We start from the raw sequence: 18,639 nt of genomic DNA on the forward strand, positions 1-18,639 counted from the left end.
ACTCGGCGGTAACCTGTAATTCTTTAGAAAATTCGGACATAAAAAATCGGCCTCAACAATGTTGAGACCGATTATGAAGTCTGCTCAGGATCGTTCAATTACTTAAAGCGATCGGCATTAGGAATTAAGCCCGGCTTTTTTGTTTTAGATGTCCGTACTAAGGGTTACTCCAATTTATCGATTTTGGAAATCACCTTGCCTTGCTTGAGTAAGGTGTATAACTGTTGCCCAGGTTGCAGTTGTGCCGTGCTTTGCACAATCTGACCGTTAACATCGCGGGTAATACTGTAACCGCGGCTGAGCGTTGCCAGCGGACTGACGCTTTCGAGTGCATGGCTGCTGTTACGCAAACGTTGCTGCGCTTGCTGCAGTCTCAACTGCGTTAATTTCTGCAACTGTTGAGTCAGGTATTCCAGCCGCTTACCCTCTAACGCCAGTTGATGCCGCGGGTGTTGAGCATTGAAACGGCCTTCAAGACTCAACAGCCGCTGGCGCTTACGTTGCAAGAAACTGGTGAGTGAATTGACAAGGCGCAGTTGCTGTTCATCAAAGCGTTGCACTAATTGTTGTAAATGCCGCAGCGGCTCTTGACGTTGCAAGCGATGATCTAATACCTGTAAACGTTGGCGTTTCAATAATTGCCAATGTTGCCAGCCCTGCATTAATCGCGCTCTGGCACTACTGAGTTGCTGCTGCTTTTCGCTGGCCGCTTGCGACAGTATCTCGGCAGCAGCAGAGGGGGTAGGTGCTCTGACATCGGCGACAAAGTCACTGATGGTCATATCTACTTCATGGCCTACTGCTGATACCACTGGCAGTTCACTATTATAAATGGCGTATGCCAAGGCTTCGTTATTGAAGCCCCAGAGATCTTCTAGACTACCGCCGCCTCGGGTAAGCAGCAGTACATCAACTTCCTGGCGTAAGTTGGCCAGTTCTAAGGCCCGCATGAGTTGCAGCGGTGCCTGCTCACCTTGCACGGCAGCCGGATACACAATCACTTCGATGGCGGGATCCCGGCGTGACAACACCTGCAGTACATCGCGAATAGCCGCGCCAGTGGGGGAGGTAATGACCCCAATGCGTTGAATATTTTTCGGCAGTGGTCGTTTACTGTCTGCGGCGAATAGCCCTGCTGCCGCCAGTTTCATTTTAAGTGCTTCATACTGCTGTGCCAGTAACCCATCGCCAGCGGGCAACATGCTTTCAATAATCAGTTGATAATCACCTCGAGGTTCATAAACACTAATGCTGGCGCGCACTAATACCTGCTGACCGTTTATTGGCTTGAAGGTGACATTCTGATTGCGACCGCGAAACATGGCACAGCGGATTTGTGAACGACTGTCTTTGAGGGTCAAGTACCAGTGCCCCGATGACGGACAAGAAAAATTGGAGATTTCACCGCTGAGCCAGATACGACCAAGCTGACCTTCCAGTAGTTGTCTGACTTCACCATTCAGACGAGAGACTGTATACACCTGATCTGTCGCTATCGACATTAAACCTTTCCATGACAGAATTTTTAGTTATTTTCCCATTTACCCATTAACGGTTGCAAGGTATAATGCCGCCGCAATATTTCACCTCTATTTTGATTTGTATCCTACCGCAAGGGGAGATGTTGCAATGTTACGTTTAATAAAAGAAGCGCTTACCTTTGACGATGTGTTATTGGTGCCAGCGCACTCCACCGTCCTCCCTAATACCGCAAGCCTGAAAACCCGGTTGACCCAAAAGATTGAGCTCAATATTCCGTTGCTGTCTGCTGCTATGGACACTGTGACTGAAGCCCGTCTGGCCATCGCTATTGCTCAGGAAGGCGGCATAGGCTTTATCCACAAAAACATGAGTATTGAAGCGCAGGCCGAAGAGGTTCGTAAAGTTAAGAGTTACGAAGCTGGCGTGGTTGCTCAACCTGTGACCGTGACACCGTCAACTACTATTGAAGAATTGCGAGTGATGACTGAGCGTAATGGTTTCGCAGGTTATCCGGTAGTGACCGAAGCAAACGAGCTGGTAGGTATTATTACCGGTCGAGATGTGCGCTTTGTGACCGATCAGAGCAAAACCGTACAAGAAGTTATGACTCCCAAAGAACGGCTGGTGACAGTAAAAGAAGGCACCAAACACGATCAGGTACAAAAGTTAATGCATTCCAGCCGAATTGAAAAAGTGCTGGTTGTGGATGACGACTTTAAACTGAAAGGACTGATCACGGTTAAAGACTTCAAAAAGGCAGAGCGTAAACCGAATGCTTGTAAAGACGAATTTGGTCGTTTGCGAGTAGGCGGTGCTGTTGGTGCTGGCGCTGGTAACGAAGATCGTATCGATGCACTGGTGAAAGCTGGCATCGATGTCCTGTTGATTGACTCATCACATGGGCACTCAGAGGGCGTATTACAACGTATTCGCGATGCTCGTGCCAAATATCCCGATCTCCAAATTGTTGGGGGTAACGTTGCCACCGCCGAAGGTGCCTTAGCACTGGTGGAAGCCGGTGTTAATGCGGTGAAAGTGGGGATTGGCCCCGGTTCTATCTGCACCACTCGTATTGTGACCGGTGTGGGCGTGCCACAGATCACCGCAGTTTCCGACGCTGTAGAAGCGGTTAAACATTTAGACATTCCGGTGATTGCCGATGGCGGTATCCGTTATTCTGGTGATCTGGCAAAAGCGTTGGCTGCTGGAGCTTCCTGTATTATGGCGGGATCGATGTTTGCGGGTACCGATGAAGCCCCTGGCGAAGTAGAACTGTATCAGGGCCGTGCTTACAAGTCCTATCGCGGCATGGGGTCGTTAGGGGCGATGTCAAAAGGCTCTTCTGATCGTTACTTCCAGAGTGACAACGCCGCCGATAAGCTAGTGCCAGAGGGCATTGAAGGCCGCGTACCCTATAAAGGCAAAATCAAAGAGCTGATCCATCAGTATATGGGCGGCTTGCGTTCCTGCATGGGGCTGACGGGGTGTGCCACCATCAAAGAGCTGAACGAAAAAGCGCAGTTTGTGAAAGTAACCTCAGCCGGGATGGGCGAATCTCACGTACATGATGTGACCATTACTAAAGAAGCGCCGAACTATAACGTTCGAGGCTGATAATCATACGGGGCGGCGATAGTCGCCCTTGTTGTTAGTTTATGTCGCCAGTAATGGCGGCAGTTGCACTTAGAAATAAAGGTTTTCAATGAGCAATATTCATGAGCACAAAATACTGATCCTGGATTTTGGCTCTCAGTACACCCAGTTGATTGCCCGTCGAATTCGTGAAATCGGCGTGTATTGTGAACTGTGGGCCTGGGACGTCACTGAACAGCAGATCCGTGATTTTGCCCCTAATGGTATTATTTTGTCCGGTGGCCCTGAGAGTGTTACCGAGGTTAATTCACCCCGCGCCCCCGAATATGTGTTCAACGCAGGCGTACCAGTGCTGGGTATCTGCTATGGCATGCAGACCATGAGTGAACAGCTTGGCGGTAAAGTGATCAAAGGGGTCGGTGAAGGTGAATTTGGCTATGCCCAAGTGGAAATGCTGCAGCCATCAGCCTTGTTCCGTGATATTCAGGATGCGGTAAATAGCAACGGCAAACCGCTACTGGATGTATGGATGAGTCACGGTGATAAAGTGTCGGCAATCCCCGTTGGGTTTGAAGCTGTTGCCAGCACTGACACCTGCCCGTTTGCGGCCATGGCCAACGAAGCCAAACGTTTTTATGGCGTACAGTTTCATCCGGAAGTGACCCACACCCGACAGGGACAACGCATTCTTGAGCACTTTGTGTTAGGGATCTGTGGCTGCGAAAATAAGTGGCAACCCGCTTCCATTATTGAAGACGCTGTGGCTCGTATCAAAGCCCAGGTGGGGAATGACGAAGTGATCCTCGGACTGTCCGGTGGGGTCGATTCCTCTGTCACTGCTATGCTGCTGCATCGTGCCATTGGCGACAAGTTGACTTGCGTATTTGTGGACAACGGTTTACTGCGCCTCAATGAAGCTGAGCAGGTGCTGGAAATGTTTGGTGACCATTTTGGCCTGAACATTGTCCACGTTGCGGGCGAAACCCGTTTCCTAGATGCGTTAAAAGGGGTGAGCGATCCTGAAGCTAAGCGCAAGATTATTGGCCGAGTATTCGTGGAGATCTTCGACGAAGAAGCCTCGAAACGCGTTAATGCTAAATGGTTGGCCCAAGGCACCATCTATCCAGATGTGATTGAATCTGCTGGCAGTGCAACCGGTAAGGCGCATGTGATCAAGTCTCACCATAATGTAGGCGGTTTGCCGGAAGATATGGAACTGGGTCTGGTTGAGCCGTTGCGTGAACTGTTTAAAGATGAAGTGCGCCGTATTGGTCTTGAACTAGGACTGCCATACGATATGCTGTTCCGCCATCCATTCCCAGGGCCTGGTTTAGGGGTTAGGGTACTGGGTGAAGTGAAAAAAGAATACTGCGACTTGCTGCGCCGCGCCGATGCTATCTTCATTGAAGAGCTGCACAAAGCTGAGTTATATCAGAAAGTCAGCCAGGCATTCACCGTGTTCCTGCCAGTACGTTCTGTTGGTGTGATGGGCGATGGCCGTAAATATGATTGGGTGGTATCACTGCGCGCAGTGGAAACCATCGATTTTATGACTGCACACTGGGCACATCTGCCATACGATTTTCTGGGGCGGGTGTCTAATCGTATCATCAATGAAATCGACGGTATCTCCCGCGTGGTTTACGATATCTCCGGCAAACCACCGGCTACTATCGAGTGGGAATAATGCCCCTTTAAGAAAAGTCTGGCATTAATAGGCACTAAATCATACTTAAGTCCGTGTAATTACGGACTTTTTCGCTTAGTTATTTTGGACAATGACCGCCAATGTCAAACACGGTTTGACTGTGGTATTTTGATGGATATGATTCATTGATAATGTAAATCAATGAGCGTAGTGCTGATTCACACCTAAATTTAGTTGGCAGCACTTCCCTTTTTGCGTTATTTCTAATGTCTGACAATTAGTTGGTTGGAAGGAAGAGCGAACCTGCATGATCGCCAAAATTATATGTAAATGCTAGTATGCCAGTCAGTTTTACATAATTTAAAAGGTTGAAGGATACCTTCAATCAGGATCTATATAAGAAAAATTGTCTTTCTAATTTTGTTACCAAAATGTAGGATTTTGGTGGTGTTTAAATGAAAATCAACAAGTTAAGTTATGACTCTGCCTTAAACAGAATCTTCTCAGCTACTGTCTTTAGAGAGATGGCAAAGAAGGGGCAGTCAGCTTTGTTCACTAGGTTGCTCAAAGATACAGATATCGTTGACCAAGTGGGTACTAGTGCAACAGTGGGCGAAGCGTTCGATTTTGCATTTAATATACTCAAAGTCGCTGGTTATCGTGATGAATACATATATCGAGCGGCTGTTAGTCACAAAGTGCTTCTGGGAACCCATTCACTTCGTACAGCCTCAATGCTTAATGAGTTTCGCGCTGGTCAGTGCAAAGCAGATCTAGTGATCTTAAACGGTACTTCAACTGTCTATGAAATAAAGTCAGAAAGAGACTCTCTTGTCCGGCTTGAAAATCAAGTAACGAACTACAAACGTGTTTTTGCCAAAGTTAATGTAATATCTAGTGAAGATCATATCGATGGAATCCTTAAAACAGTATCGGAAGATGTTGGAGTTATGTGCCTGACGAAGCGTTATCAGATTAAAACTATACGCGAGGCACAAAATTGCCCTGAAAGAATCTGCCCTAGTACTGTATTTGACTCTTTGCGTATCTCAGAAAGTGTAGAAATACTTGAGAACTTAGGAATATTAGTTCCTAATGTGCCAAATATTCAGAGATATACAGTATTACGCGAGTTATTTGCTGATATTGATCCAGCTACTTTGCACTTTGAAATGGTTAAAACTTTAAAACGGACAAGGAATCTTGCTCCCCTTAAAGATTTTGTTGAACGTTTACCAAAATCGCTACAAACAGCTGCGTTATCAGTAGCTGTGCGCCGTTCTGATCAAGCTAGATTGATCGATGCTACGGAAACTCCGCTACATGCGGCAATGACATGGAGTTAATAGACGGATGTACTACCCATATTTTCGTGGAAAGCAATTTGAGTTAATAACAATTCGTGAAATGGCTCAACTTATGGCTGACAATGACTTTATACCCGTTATTGAGCCTGTTCGGGAGTCATTGAATGGCCTCAAAAAAGCATTAAAAGCGATTGAAGATGTAGGTGGTAAAGCTGTAGTTATAGTTAATCCCTACTATGGGGATCATCATGATGATGGCTGTAATATAACTAATTTTCTTGATGAAGAATTTTCTGATTCGAAAGACATATCCGCTGGGATTCTTCTGCGTAGTGATATGTCGGTAGATGAGGCTGTGTCTTGCTTTGAACAGCATAAAACACACAATCGAGTATTAGTTCATGCAGGCTTTACAGAACCAAAGGCCTTGGCTGCTAAACTTGAAGATTACATGCCTGAGCTAACAAATATTTTTATAGATGACCACTCGAAATTATTATACCGAAAACATTTTAGTTCAAATAAGCGTATTTTGATTCGTGATGGATTCAATAGACAGCGCAATGCCGATTATCCCGAAGTTGAGATGTTTTCTGAACTCCATGCTACTTTCCCTGAGCTAGGAATGGATGGATTTGGAGACTTCTTGATGGTTGGTGATGCTTACTCCGAAGGTGGCGGTCCCGCCTATGCAGTCGCTATCCACCTGACTTTCATAGATCATGACAATGATGATGTGATGTACATTTATCATTTTGTATCAGATTCGAAGGATACCCCAACAGATCCGGCAGGGAAATTTGGTCAAGCATTAGGAAAACTAATCAGGAAGCTTGAAAGTGGACACTCTGGGCTTCTCGAGACTAGTGCTATCAAAGAGTTTAAAGCACTTCATGATAAAGGGTATTTCCCAGGTTTAGGGTATGTGAAAAAACTTTCCATGAAACATCATATCGAAACGCTTGTCGACTATTTGAATTGAGGTCGCTATGGTTAAGCGTTACTGCTGCCCTGAATGTTTTGGCGATCGAGTGCTTCGAGATGAGATATTTCCAATTCTGGGGCCCAAAAACGGTAAATGTGACTTTTGCGAAACGGAGGATACATTATTAGTTGATCCTGCCAACTTAGCTGATTATTTCGAGCTTCTAGTCAATGTATACGAGCCTTGTGCTGATGGCAAAACATTAGTTGAGTGGATGAAGGAAGATTGGCTGATATTTAGTCATGTTAATATGGACAACGCTCACGCAAAAGACCTGCTTAGTGACATTCTCAATGACGGTGAAGTTGTACGCCAAACGTTTAAGCCATCTAGCAGTTATAGTAGTGATGGCCTGGCGCTGTGGGATAGATTGCGAGATGAAATGATGTATTCGAATCGTTGGTTTCTTGATGTAACAATAGATGAGGAACGTCTCAAGGAGTTACTCGAGATGCTAATTGCTAAGGAACTTCCCCATCGGTGGTATCGTGCTCGAATCAAGACTGAAGATGAGGCTTTTCAAATAGATAAGATGGGAGCTCCACCTAAAAGACGTTCTTCAAATGGACGTGCAAACCCTGCTGGTATTCCTTACCTGTACTTAGGATCACGACCTGATACAGCTGTCGCGGAAATTAGACCACATACAGGGGAGTCCGCCTGTGTTGCTATTTTTGATATTCCAGATATTAAGGCTGTAGATTTGCGAACCCCTCGTAAACTGGTATCTCCCTTCATTCTGGAGGATGCAAGACAAATAGCACAGCTGAGGGCTGATTTACCATTCCTAGAGCGTCTAGGGGAAGAGTTAACTAGACCCGTTCAACCTTCAGGTGCAGCTATAGACTACATACCTAGTCAATATTTGTGCGAGTTTATCAAGAAGAAAGGCTTTGATGGAGTTGTTTATCGCAGTTCTGTTAGTGAGGGGATTAATCTTGCCTTGTTCAATCCTGATAAGGCCGTAGGCGGTGAAGTTACCATATATAACGTAGATCGGGTTTCAGTTCAGGTTGCTCAAGCTAATGGGTCCTAATGAGTCGCTATGACAGAGCAATTGGATGACAACTATTGGATGCAGCAAGCGCTGATGCTGGCCAAGGAAGCTGAAGTTGCCGGAGAAGTACCGGTGGGGGCGGTATTGGTCAGAGATAATCAGTTGATTGCCAGTGGTCGTAACCAGCCTATTGGTAGTCACGATCCTTGCGGTCATGCAGAAATTCTCTGCTTGCGGCAGGCCGGTCAAATATTGCAGAACTATCGTTTACTGAATACCACCTTATATGTGACGTTGGAACCTTGTGCCATGTGCGCCGGTGCCATGGTGCATAGCCGGGTAGGGCGTTTGGTTTACGGTGCAGCCGATCCCAAAACTGGCGCAGCTGGCTCAGTGTTGGATCTGTTGCAGCAGCCACTGTTCAACCATCAAGTGCTGGTAACGGGAGGTGTAATGGCAACGGAATGCGGTGAGCTGCTCAGCAGTTTTTTTCGGCGTCGTCGCCAGGAAAAGAAATTGCTGAAATCGGGCAACTATGATGATGCTGATTAATATAGTAGAAACCAGAGAATAGCCGCTCGCGGGCAAAAATACGTTTACGGTGGACTTTCTTGATAAGACGTCTTCTGTGCGCGGCGTTGCGGTTGATTGAACCTGCTTTCATTGGCGTTCCTGATAATAAATTCGCATCCAACTTAGCAGGTTATTGCTGCTATCGCTAGTGACTTCAGTGAACTGATATCACAAGTCATTAACGCGGTTGTACTGCCGCGTCCGGCTCGGTAACAGCGGCAGGGATTTCATTATCGTTCAACTCACCACTGTTATTATCCGCTAAAGCCTGCTGACTCTGTTGATTGTCCAACCATACCAAGGTGTCGTAATAACGGCGGATGTTATCCACATACTGCACCGCTTCACTGCCGCGGGCGTAACCGTACTTGGTTTGTTGATAATACTTACGTTTTTGCAAGAGCGGCAGTACCTGTTTGACATCCTTCCAGGCACTAGGGTTTTTCCCGAGTTTTTCAGCCAGTATACGGGCGTCTTCTACATGCCCGAAGCCAACATTGTAGGAGGCCAAGGCGAACCACATCCGCTCTTCATCTGGAATTGATGCCGGCAATGTCTCCAGAATAGTTGCCAAATATTCCGCGCCGCCACGAATACTTTGTTGAGGATCAAGTCGATCATCGACTCCGAGTTGTTGCGCTGTTGGTATGGTTAGCATCATCATGCCTCGGACACCTGTGGGTGAGCGAGCTCGCGGATTCCAGTGTGATTCCTGGTAACTGGTGGCCGCCAATTTACGCCAGTCTAGTTCACCCGCGTAGCTTTTGAACCATTGCTCAAACTGCGGTAAACGAAATTTCACTGCACGGATAAACGCGCGGGTATCAACATAGTCAAAACGTTTGACGTGACCGAAGTACTTTTCCACCAGATGGTCGAGGGTGCCGTCGCGTTTTTCTTGATGCCAGAAGCGCAATAGTTCGCTCATCAGCGAATCGCTGTTGCTGGTGGGCAGAAGCCATACTACCGGTTGTTGTTCCTTGAGCACCAAGCTGGCACGTAGTTCCGGTAAAAAGCGGCGATTAATTTCCAGACTGGTGGAGTCCGCAATAGTATATTGCAACTCGCCACTGGCAATCATCGACAGCAGTTCCTCATTATCTTTGTCATTGACTTCCTGCCACTGTAGCGACGGATATTCAGGTTTGAGGTCTTCCAGCGTTTCAACAAAGGATGAGTCTGCAACCACTTGCAGTGGTTCTGCGAGATTGTTTAAATCTGCCGGGATCTGACTACCTTCACGATACACCAGCAATTGGTTCACATGATACAGCGGGGGGCTCAAGCGGAATTGGCTGCGACGCGTTTCGGTATCTCCCAGACCGGCGGCAATCAGATCTATCTGCCCTTCATCTAATGCTTGATAGAGTTCATGGATACTGCCATAAGGCACCATTTCCAAAGGTTTATTGATAAAATCAGCAAAGCGTGACGCCAGTTCATAATCGAAACCGCTGTCACCTCGGGGGGAAGCAACATAAATCTGTGGGCCATAAAGCGTACCCACCCGCAGCGTCTCAAACTGACCAGGAGGCGTCTGTGGTGGTGTTTCTGCCATAGGCAATTTCTGGCAACCTGCCAGTAACAGAATCGCGGTGAAAACAGCAGTCAGTTTTTTCATTAGTAGTGGCTAATTGAGCTCTTGGCTGTAGTTGTCATCAACTTAGGCAGTACATCCAGCTGCCGGACAATTTACTCCTACATTTCAGCCTGTTGCCTCAACGATGGCGTTTGCATTTCAAACAATCTTGAGCGTTGTTTGGTGAGCTGAACGCTATGTTCCTCTTATTGAATAAGTTTATACCATATATGGCGGTTAATTGCGCAAACTGCGAGGTGATTTACCCCCGATATTTCCCTATAATAGCGCCACTTCTGACCCTGTAATCCTATCTAATAAGGTGATAAGACGTGATGGAAATCATCCGCGGAGCCCCGGCACTCTCTGCTTTCAGAGTGCGAAAATTGTTGCAAGCCTGCAGTGCCTCAGGGCTGCCAGTCAAGGATATTTACGCAGAATATATTCATTTGGTCGATGTGCCAGAATCATTGACTGACGACGCTAGAACACAGTTGGAACAGCTCCTCACATATGGGCCGGCGATCGAGTCCCATGAACCTCAGGGCCAGTTGCTGTTTGTGACGCCGCGTCCTGGCACCATTTCTCCTTGGTCTTCTAAAGCGACTGATATTGCCCATAACTGCGGTCTGAAGCAGATAAAACGTCTTGAACGGGGTGTGGCGTACTATGTGCAATCTCAAGAATTAAATGCCGAGCAACAGCAACAACTGACGGCATTGTTACATGATCGCATGACGGAAGTAGTGTTGGACAGTTTTACGGCTGCATCCTGCCTGTTTCAGAAAGCGGCGCCTAAGCCGGTAGTTAGCGTCAATATTCTTGCCGAAGGTCGACGTGCTTTAGAGATTGCTAACCGGCAACTGGGGTTGGCGCTGGCCGATGATGAAATCGATTATCTGGTGAAGAATTTTGTCAAACTGGGGCGTAATCCTAACGATATTGAATTGATGATGTTTGCGCAGGCAAACTCCGAGCATTGCCGCCATAAAATCTTTAACGCTGACTGGACAATTGATAACGAAGTTCAGCCCAAGTCGCTGTTTAAGATGATCAAAAATACTTTTGAGAAAACCCCGGAACACGTGTTATCGGCCTACAAAGACAATGCGGCAGTCATGACTGGCTGTGAGGCCGGGCGTTTTTTCCCTGATGCCGATGGGGTTTACCGCTATCACACCGAGCCAGTGCACATTCTGATGAAGGTGGAAACCCATAACCATCCAACGGCGATCAGTCCCTTCCCTGGTGCGGCAACTGGATCTGGCGGCGAAATCCGTGATGAGGGGGCCACCGGCCGTGGCTCAAAGCCGAAAGCGGGTTTGACTGGTTTCAGTGTTTCTAACCTGAGGATCCCAGGATTTGTGCAGCCATGGGAAGGCAACTATGGCAAGCCTGAACGTATTGTCAGTGCTTTTGACATTATGATTGATGGCCCGTTGGGCGGCGCGGCATTTAACAACGAATTTGGACGTCCGGCGTTATTGGGCTATTTCCGCACGTATGAGCAACAGGTGAACAGCCACAATGGCGTGGAAGTCCGTGGTTATCATAAGCCAATCATGCTGGCTGGTGGTTTGGGTAATATCCGTGAAGAACACGTACAAAAAGGCGAGATTTCGCTCGGTGCCAAGCTAATCGTTCTGGGTGGGCCGGCAATGAATATTGGCCTTGGCGGCGGTGCGGCATCATCCATGGCTTCTGGACAATCCAGCGCAGACTTGGATTTTGCTTCGGTACAGCGTGATAACCCAGAAATGGAGCGCCGTTGTCAGGAAGTGATTGATCGCTGCTGGCAATTGGGTGACGACAATCCCATCCAATTTATCCATGATGTGGGGGCGGGGGGATTATCCAACGCGTTCCCTGAACTGGTCAGTGATGCCGGGCGTGGCGGCAAGTTTGAGCTGCGTAATGTGCCATCAGACGAACCCGGTATGAGTCCGTTGGAGATCTGGTGTAACGAATCTCAGGAACGTTATGTATTATCTGTCGCCGCAGAAAAACTGGCGGTATTCGCGGCTATTTGTGAGCGTGAACGCGCGCCGTTTGCGGTGGTAGGTGAAGCTATTGCCGAACAACATCTGAGCTTAAATGACACCCATTTCGGCAACAAACCGATTGATTTGCCACTGGAAGTTCTCTTAGGTAAAGCTCCTAAGATGAGCCGCGATGTTAGTAGCATGCAGGCGCATGGCAAACCATTAGATAAGAGCCAAATCCAAGTCACGGAAGCAGTTAAACGGGTGCTGAGTTTACCCACTGTCGCGGACAAAACTTTTCTCATTACTATTGGTGATCGCACGGTAACCGGTTTGGTCAATCGCGATCAGATGGTCGGCCCCTGGCAGGTGCCGGTTGCTGATTGCGCAGTGACTGCGGCAACTTTTGATACTTATGCTGGCGAAGCCATGTCAATTGGTGAACGCACACCGTTGGCATTGCTGGATTATGCTGCATCAGCACGGATGGCGGTGGCAGAATCACTGCTCAATATTGCTGGGGCGGATATTGGTGATTTGCGCCGCATTAAGCTTTCTGCTAACTGGATGGCCGCAGCGGGTCATCCGGGGGAAGATGCGGGTCTTTATGCGGCAGTCAAAGCCGTAGGTGAAGAGCTGTGCCCAGAATTGGAATTAACCATTCCCGTTGGTAAAGACTCCATGTCGATGAAAACGGCTTGGGAGGATGGTGAAGGTAAGAAAGCGGTTACTGCACCGTTATCGCTGATTATTTCTGCGTTCGCAGCCGTGCGTGATATTCGTAATACTGTGACACCGCAGCTGCGCAATGACAAAGGTGAAACCACATTGCTGCTGTTGGATGCCGCTAATGGTCAGCAACGTTTGGGTGGTTCCTGTTTAGCGCAAGTGTTTGGCGAGTTGGGAGACAAGGCGCCTGATGTCGACAGTGCTGCCGTCCTTAAAGGTTTCTTCAATGTGACGCAAGCACTGGTTGCTGACCGCAAGTTGATTGCCTATCACGATCGTAGTGATGGCGGTTTGTTTGTGACATTGGCTGAGATGGCTTTTGCTGGTCACACTGGCTTGGATGTAGATCTGAGTGCTTTGCCTGGCAGTGATATTGCTCGCTTGTTTAATGAAGAACTTGGTGCTGTGGTACAAGTCGACGTTGCAGATGTTGCAGAGATTGTGCAGGCTTATCAGTCGGCAGGCGTAAATTGCCTGCCAATCGCGGTAATAAATCAAGAGGATGTGCTGCGTTTTTCTGACGGTTCCCGCGAAGTCTTCAGTGCCACGCGTACCGAATTACGTACGTTGTGGTCTGAAACCACTTATCGTATGCAAGCGCTACGCGATAACCCGGAATGCGCCAGCGAAGAGTTTGCACTGAAACAAGATGCGGCAGATCTTGGCCTTACCGTTAAGCTGGGATTCGATCCACAGGAAGATGTCGCTGCGCCTTACATTCTCAAAGGCATTGCGCCTAAAATGGCCATCCTGCGTGAACAGGGAGTCAACTCCCAGACTGAAATGGCGGCGGCTTTTGATCGGGCTGGTTTTGAAAGTGTTGATGTGCATATGTCGGATGTGCTTTCGGGTCGCACCAAACTGCAACAGTTCCAAGGACTGGTGGCCTGCGGTGGCTTCTCTTATGGTGACGTGTTGGGAGCCGGTGAGGGCTGGGCTAAGTCAATTCTGTTCAACGCCCGCGCCAGAGATGAATTCAGTCAGTTCTTTGCTCGTGAAGATAGTTTTACGCTCGGCGTTTGTAACGGTTGTCAGATGCTGTCTAATCTCAGAGAAATCATTCCTGGGGCTGAGCTATGGCCACGTTTCGTCCGTAACCGTTCAGAGCGCTTTGAGGCGCGTTTCAGCTTGGTGGAAATACAACACAGTCCTTCATTGTTTTTTAGCGGCATGAGTGGCTCTAGGATGCCGATTGCTGTTTCTCACGGCGAAGGCCGCGCTGAATTTGTCTCTAGCGGTGCTCAGCAACTGGCTGAGCAAAGTGGTACGGTGGCATTGCGTTATGTAACCGGTGCCGGCGAGATAGCCACACGTTACCCACAAAACCCCAATGGTTCTCCAGCAGGATTGGCTGGCATTTCTTCTCAAGATGGCCGGGTCACTATTATGATGCCGCACCCTGAACGGGTTTTTCGTACTGTGGCGAACTCCTGGCACCCAGACGATTGGGGAGAAGATAGCCCCTGGATGCGAATGTTCCGTAATGCCAGAGTCAATGTTGGCTAGTATCCATTATATAATTTTTTTCTGATGGATAAGGGCGGGTAAATTTAATACCCGCCCTTTTTGTGTGTTTTGTGTAAGAGTTAAAATTCATTAAATTCATATTGTTATGTAAAGTGGATTACTTTATAAGCCGCTGAAGTGAGGAAAATTGAGTCTTAAGACCAAGTGAAAGGCGACTTCACCTCAATGTTCATTTTTTATGGCAAACGCCAATTGAATAGGTGTGTTGCTCCCCGCCGTTTTTCATCTTTTCTTTCAATAGATAAGATCCTGACGATAATTTTATTGATAGTACTAGTCATTACTGTTCTGGCTGCTATTAAATATTTTAATTATATAAAACAAATAGATATAGATGGTAAGTCCTCGAGAAATCATAATTAATTTACTAATGGATCGGCATGTCGCTTACTCTTCCTACGACAATCAACAAAGAATGACGACTATTTGTACGTATAACAGCCTAGCAATCCATTCTTTCTACTAAAAATGGCTTTCCGTGTAAAATTCTAATAATTATTGTTTTTTGGCATTAGATATTTTAATCAATATGTATTTAAAAAATCTAATTAAAATATGAAAATAATAAAAATATCACTATTTATCAATTAGTTATTAATAATTTATACTAATTGAGTGATTTTTAAACTAAGAAAAATACTATATTAAAAATATTAAAATTTTATTTATTGTGGTTTTTGTTGTTATTTCTTTGAAACGTCTGAAAAGTAGTGATAATGACATAATTGTACGTGTGCCTAGCACTGAATTGTAGCTTTGTCAATAATGCGTTATGCTGAGTGTGTTGTCTGCCTCAAAACCCGCTTAAAGCTAAGGGTTTGATTGATTTGAGTCAAAACCGAGTGGTATAAAATGATGGCGAATTTTGGCAAATGCATTTAACCAACTCACTGATATTTAATATTTTATAAGTATCTCGGAGAGAGTGGGTTTTGAAGTAAAACACAAAATTCTGATGAAATGTGATTCGTGTCACGATGAGGCGGCAAAAACCTTATTTTTGAGGTTAGGGTTGCTGAAGTGCAGTTCTAGAATCATTTGGATGGTTTATCTGATGGAACAGCATCGGATAGAAATTTACAAATTTACTAACGCTATCCTACTCACCATCCGGTCATTTTAATGGGGATTGAAATGGACAGATGGAACACCATGTAAGGAGTCACAAATGATAGTTGGAGAGGTTGTTGAGCTATCGCGCTTCCAGTTTGCGCTGACAGCCATGTATCACTTCTTGTTTGTCCCCCTCACTCTGGGTATGACCTTCCTACTGGCTATTATGGAATCACTGTATGTGATGACTAATAAGCAGGTTTATAAGGACATGACCAAGTTTTGGGGTAAGTTGTTCGGTATCAACTTCGCGCTTGGGGTGGCTACCGGTTTGACTATGGAGTTCCAGTTTGGGACTAACTGGTCATATTATTCTCATTATGTTGGGGATATTTTCGGTGCACCACTTGCCATTGAAGGGTTGATGGCATTCTTCCTTGAATCCACTTTTGTGGGGATGTTCTTTTTTGGCTGGGACCGCATGTCTAAGCGTCAACATCTCACCGCAACGTGGCTGACTGCGTTGGGAACGAACCTGTCCGCTTTGTGGATCCTGGTAGCGAATGGCTGGATGCAGAACCCAGTTGGGTCAGTATTCAACTACGAAACCATGCGTATGGAGATGACCAGTTTCGCTGAGGTGCTATTTAACCCAGTAGCTCAGGTGAAATTTGTTCACACTGTGGCTTCTGGCTATGTGGCTGGTTCCATGTTTGTATTGGCTATCAGTGCCTATTACATTCTGAGAAAACGTGATCTGCCATTTGCCCGTCGTTCATTCGCGGTTGCTGCCAGCTTTGGCATGGCATCCATTCTGTCGGTAATTGTGCTGGGTGATGAATCCGGTTACCGCATGGGTGAAGTACAGCGTGTTAAGTTGGCTGCAGTAGAAGCTGAATGGCATACTGAACCGGCGCCAGCATCATTCACCGTATTCGGTTACCCGAACCAGAATGAGATGGAAACCGACTTCGCTATCAAAATTCCTTACGCTATGGGTATCATTGCCACCCGTTCTATCGATGAACAAGTGACCGGTATCCACGATCTGGTAAAAGAGCATGAAGCGCGCATCCGTAATGGTATGCAAGCTTATGCATTGCTGGAAAAACTGCGCACAGCTAAGAAAGATCCGAGTATTGTCGTTGATGCTGCTGACAAGGCTGCATTTGAAGAGAAGAAAGTGGATCTGGGATATGGGCTGTTGTTGAAACCTTATACTGAGAAGATTGTCGACGCTACTGATGAGATGGTGAAACAAGCGGCTAAGGATTCTATTCCTAATGTGGCACCGCTGTTCTACAGCTTCCGTGTCATGGTCGCACTCGGCTTCTTGATGTTGCTGGTATTTGCCGCCGCCTTCTGGCAGAGCACTCGTCATCAGATTGAAGAAAAGCCCTGGGTACTCAAAGCTGCCTTATACAGCTTACCACTGCCGTGGATTGCTATTGAGTGTGGTTGGTTTGTGGCTGAATATGGTCGTCAACCTTGGACTATCTCTGAAGTACTGCCAACTTATATGTCTGCATCAACCCTGAGTGTTGGTGATCTTTGGTTCAGTATCATTACTGCAACCTTGATCTACACCGTGTTGCTGGTTATCGAGCTGTATCTGATGATCAAATTTGCACGTCGTGGCCCCAGCAGTCTGAAGACAGGCCGTTATCACTTTGAAAAATTGGAAGCCTGAGCAGAGGGATTAGACCATGTTTGATTACGAAATATTGAGATTTATCTGGTGGGCACTGGTTGGTGTACTGCTGATTGGTTTCGCGGTAACAGACGGTTTTGACATGGGTGTTGGTGCGTTATTGCCCTTTATTGGTAAGGATGACACCGAGCGCCGCGTGATGATTAACTCCGTAGCACCGCACTGGGATGGTAACCAGGTATGGCTTATCACTGCCGGTGGTGCATTGTTTGCCTCTTGGCCAACTGTATACGCAGTTTCTTTCTCCGGGTTCTATGTCGCAATGATCTTGGTGTTAGCGGCATTGTGGCTGCGTCCGGTAGGGTTTGACTATCGTTCTAAGATTGAGAATCCAAAGTGGCGTAAGACCTGGGATTGGTGCTTGTTTATCGGTGGTTTTGTTCCGCCCCTGGTCATTGGTGTGGCCTTTGGTAATTTACTGCAAGGCGTGCCGTTCCACTTCGACGAATATCTGCGCCCCTATTACGGAACAAGTGATAGCAACTGGATCCTCAACCTGCTGTACCTGTTAAATCCGTATGGATTACTGGCTGGTTTGATCAGTGCTGCCATGTTCATGAACCAAGGCGCTTGTTGGTTACAGATGAAGACGGAAGGTGAATTGCGTAACCGTGTGGCTGGTGCTGCTCAGATCCTGTCATTAGCTGTTGTGGTGCTGTTTGCTGTGGCCGGTGTCTGGTTGGCTTATGGTATTGATGGTTATGTGATTAAGTCTGCCCTGGATGCTCATGCGGCCTCAGATCCTACCAATAAACAGGTGGCTATTGAGGCTGGTGCTTGGCTGGTAAATTACAGCAAGTATCCGTTGACCGTTATCTTCCCTGTGCTAGGTCTGGTATCACCGCTGCTGGTCATTGTTACCAGTCGGATGGGGCGTTCAGGATGGGCTTTCCTGTTTAGTTCACTGACTATCGCGGGCGTCATTATGACTTGTGGTGTCTCTATGTTCCCGTTTGTGATGCCTTCTTCACTGGATCCAAACGTCAGTCTGACCATGTGGGATGCCACCGCTAGCCATCTGACACTTACCGTCATGACCTGGGTTGCCATCATCTTTGTACCTATTGTACTGGCATACACACTGTATACCTATTACAAGATGTATGGACGTATCGGTCGCCAGCATATTGAATCCAACAGTACTTCACTTTACTAAGGAGCAGCAGGTATGTGGTATTTCACTTGGGTATTAGGTCTGCTGCTGGCTTGTTCCTTCGGTATCATCAATGCGCTCTGGTTGGAAAATACAGAGAACATGGATAGAGAAGACGCGGATAAGTAAGCACTGCTGACCTCGGAAAAAAAGCCCCTGATGCTATGTTGATCAGGGGCTTTTTTGTGGGGAGGGAAAAGTGCGAAGTGTTGTGGATACGTGATTGGATAATGCGCTATCTGATTGCCCCATAGGAGTATATGCCGCAAGTTAACCGGCATTTTTAGGTGCGTCGCGAACGTTTCCTATAAGGTTAGTGA

Annotated in this window: 12 protein-coding genes; 10 read left to right on the forward strand and 2 right to left on the reverse strand. The window is 46.9% G+C overall.

Features of this window, described 5'->3' with window-relative positions; all coding sequences use genetic code 11:
* Nucleotides 1-164 precede the first annotated feature (164 nt).
* The gene (xseA, locus tag IE064_RS14685; RefSeq protein WP_189618470.1) at nt 165-1,502 is read right to left on the reverse strand and encodes an exodeoxyribonuclease VII large subunit; all 1,338 of its coding nucleotides are present in this window, start codon (nt 1,500-1,502) and stop codon (nt 165-167) included.
* A 127-nt stretch (nt 1,503-1,629) separates the two neighbouring features.
* Between xseA and guaB the strand changes: the two genes are divergently transcribed.
* The 6 genes from guaB to tadA all read left to right on the forward strand — a co-directional run bounded on the left by guaB (nt 1,630) and on the right by tadA (nt 8,564).
* The gene (gene guaB, locus IE064_RS14690) at nt 1,630-3,096 is read left to right on the forward strand and encodes an IMP dehydrogenase (protein WP_133039912.1); all 1,467 of its coding nucleotides are present in this window, start codon (nt 1,630-1,632) and stop codon (nt 3,094-3,096) included.
* An 88-nt stretch (nt 3,097-3,184) separates the two neighbouring features.
* Nucleotides 3,185-4,762 carry a glutamine-hydrolyzing GMP synthase gene (gene guaA, locus IE064_RS14695; protein ID WP_189618472.1) on the forward strand — a complete coding sequence of 526 codons (1,578 nt, stop codon included), beginning with the start codon at nt 3,185-3,187 and terminating at the stop codon, nt 4,760-4,762.
* Between the two features lie 416 nt (nt 4,763-5,178).
* Nucleotides 5,179-6,069 carry a sce7726 family protein gene (locus IE064_RS14700; RefSeq protein ID WP_189618474.1) on the forward strand — a complete coding sequence of 297 codons (891 nt, stop codon included), beginning with the start codon at nt 5,179-5,181 and terminating at the stop codon, nt 6,067-6,069.
* 7 nt (nt 6,070-6,076) lie between these two features.
* Complete coding sequence (locus tag IE064_RS14705; protein ID WP_189618476.1) at nt 6,077-7,012, forward strand: sce7725 family protein; 936 nt, start codon at nt 6,077-6,079, stop codon at nt 7,010-7,012.
* 7 nt (nt 7,013-7,019) lie between these two features.
* Nucleotides 7,020-8,051, forward strand: a complete 1,032-nt coding sequence (locus IE064_RS14710) for an RES family NAD+ phosphorylase (RefSeq protein WP_189618477.1) — start codon at nt 7,020-7,022, stop codon at nt 8,049-8,051.
* Nucleotides 8,052-8,060: 9 nt separating this feature from the next.
* Nucleotides 8,061-8,564 carry a tRNA adenosine(34) deaminase TadA gene (tadA, locus tag IE064_RS14715; RefSeq protein WP_189618479.1) on the forward strand — a complete coding sequence of 168 codons (504 nt, stop codon included), beginning with the start codon at nt 8,061-8,063 and terminating at the stop codon, nt 8,562-8,564.
* A 199-nt stretch (nt 8,565-8,763) separates the two neighbouring features.
* Here tadA and mltF read toward each other — a convergent pair whose 3' ends face one another.
* Entirely contained in the window at nt 8,764-10,206 is a 1,443-nt protein-coding gene (gene mltF, locus IE064_RS14720) for a membrane-bound lytic murein transglycosylase MltF (RefSeq protein ID WP_189618481.1), read from the reverse strand.
* Between the two features lie 293 nt (nt 10,207-10,499).
* On the opposite strand from mltF, the gene purL reads away from it, so the two are divergent.
* The 4 genes from purL (at nt 10,500) to cydX (ending at nt 18,448) form a co-directional block, all read left to right on the forward strand.
* The gene (gene purL / locus IE064_RS14725) at nt 10,500-14,381 is read left to right on the forward strand and encodes a phosphoribosylformylglycinamidine synthase (RefSeq protein ID WP_189618546.1); all 3,882 of its coding nucleotides are present in this window, start codon (nt 10,500-10,502) and stop codon (nt 14,379-14,381) included.
* Between the two features lie 1,189 nt (nt 14,382-15,570).
* Nucleotides 15,571-17,145, forward strand: coding sequence for a cytochrome ubiquinol oxidase subunit I (locus IE064_RS14730; RefSeq protein WP_189618483.1), 1,575 nt, complete (start codon nt 15,571-15,573; stop codon nt 17,143-17,145).
* Nucleotides 17,146-17,161: 16 nt separating this feature from the next.
* On the forward strand, nt 17,162-18,322 hold the full coding sequence (cydB, locus tag IE064_RS14735) for a cytochrome d ubiquinol oxidase subunit II (protein WP_189618485.1): 1,161 nt from the start codon (nt 17,162-17,164) through the stop codon (nt 18,320-18,322).
* 12 nt (nt 18,323-18,334) lie between these two features.
* Entirely contained in the window at nt 18,335-18,448 is a 114-nt protein-coding gene (gene cydX, locus IE064_RS14740; RefSeq protein ID WP_189618487.1) for a cytochrome bd-I oxidase subunit CydX, read from the forward strand.
* The last annotated feature ends 191 nt before the right edge of the window (nt 18,449-18,639 follow it).

Source organism: Shewanella fodinae (genome assembly GCF_014651955.1).
Classification (GTDB): Bacteria; Pseudomonadota; Gammaproteobacteria; order Enterobacterales; family Shewanellaceae; genus Shewanella; species Shewanella fodinae.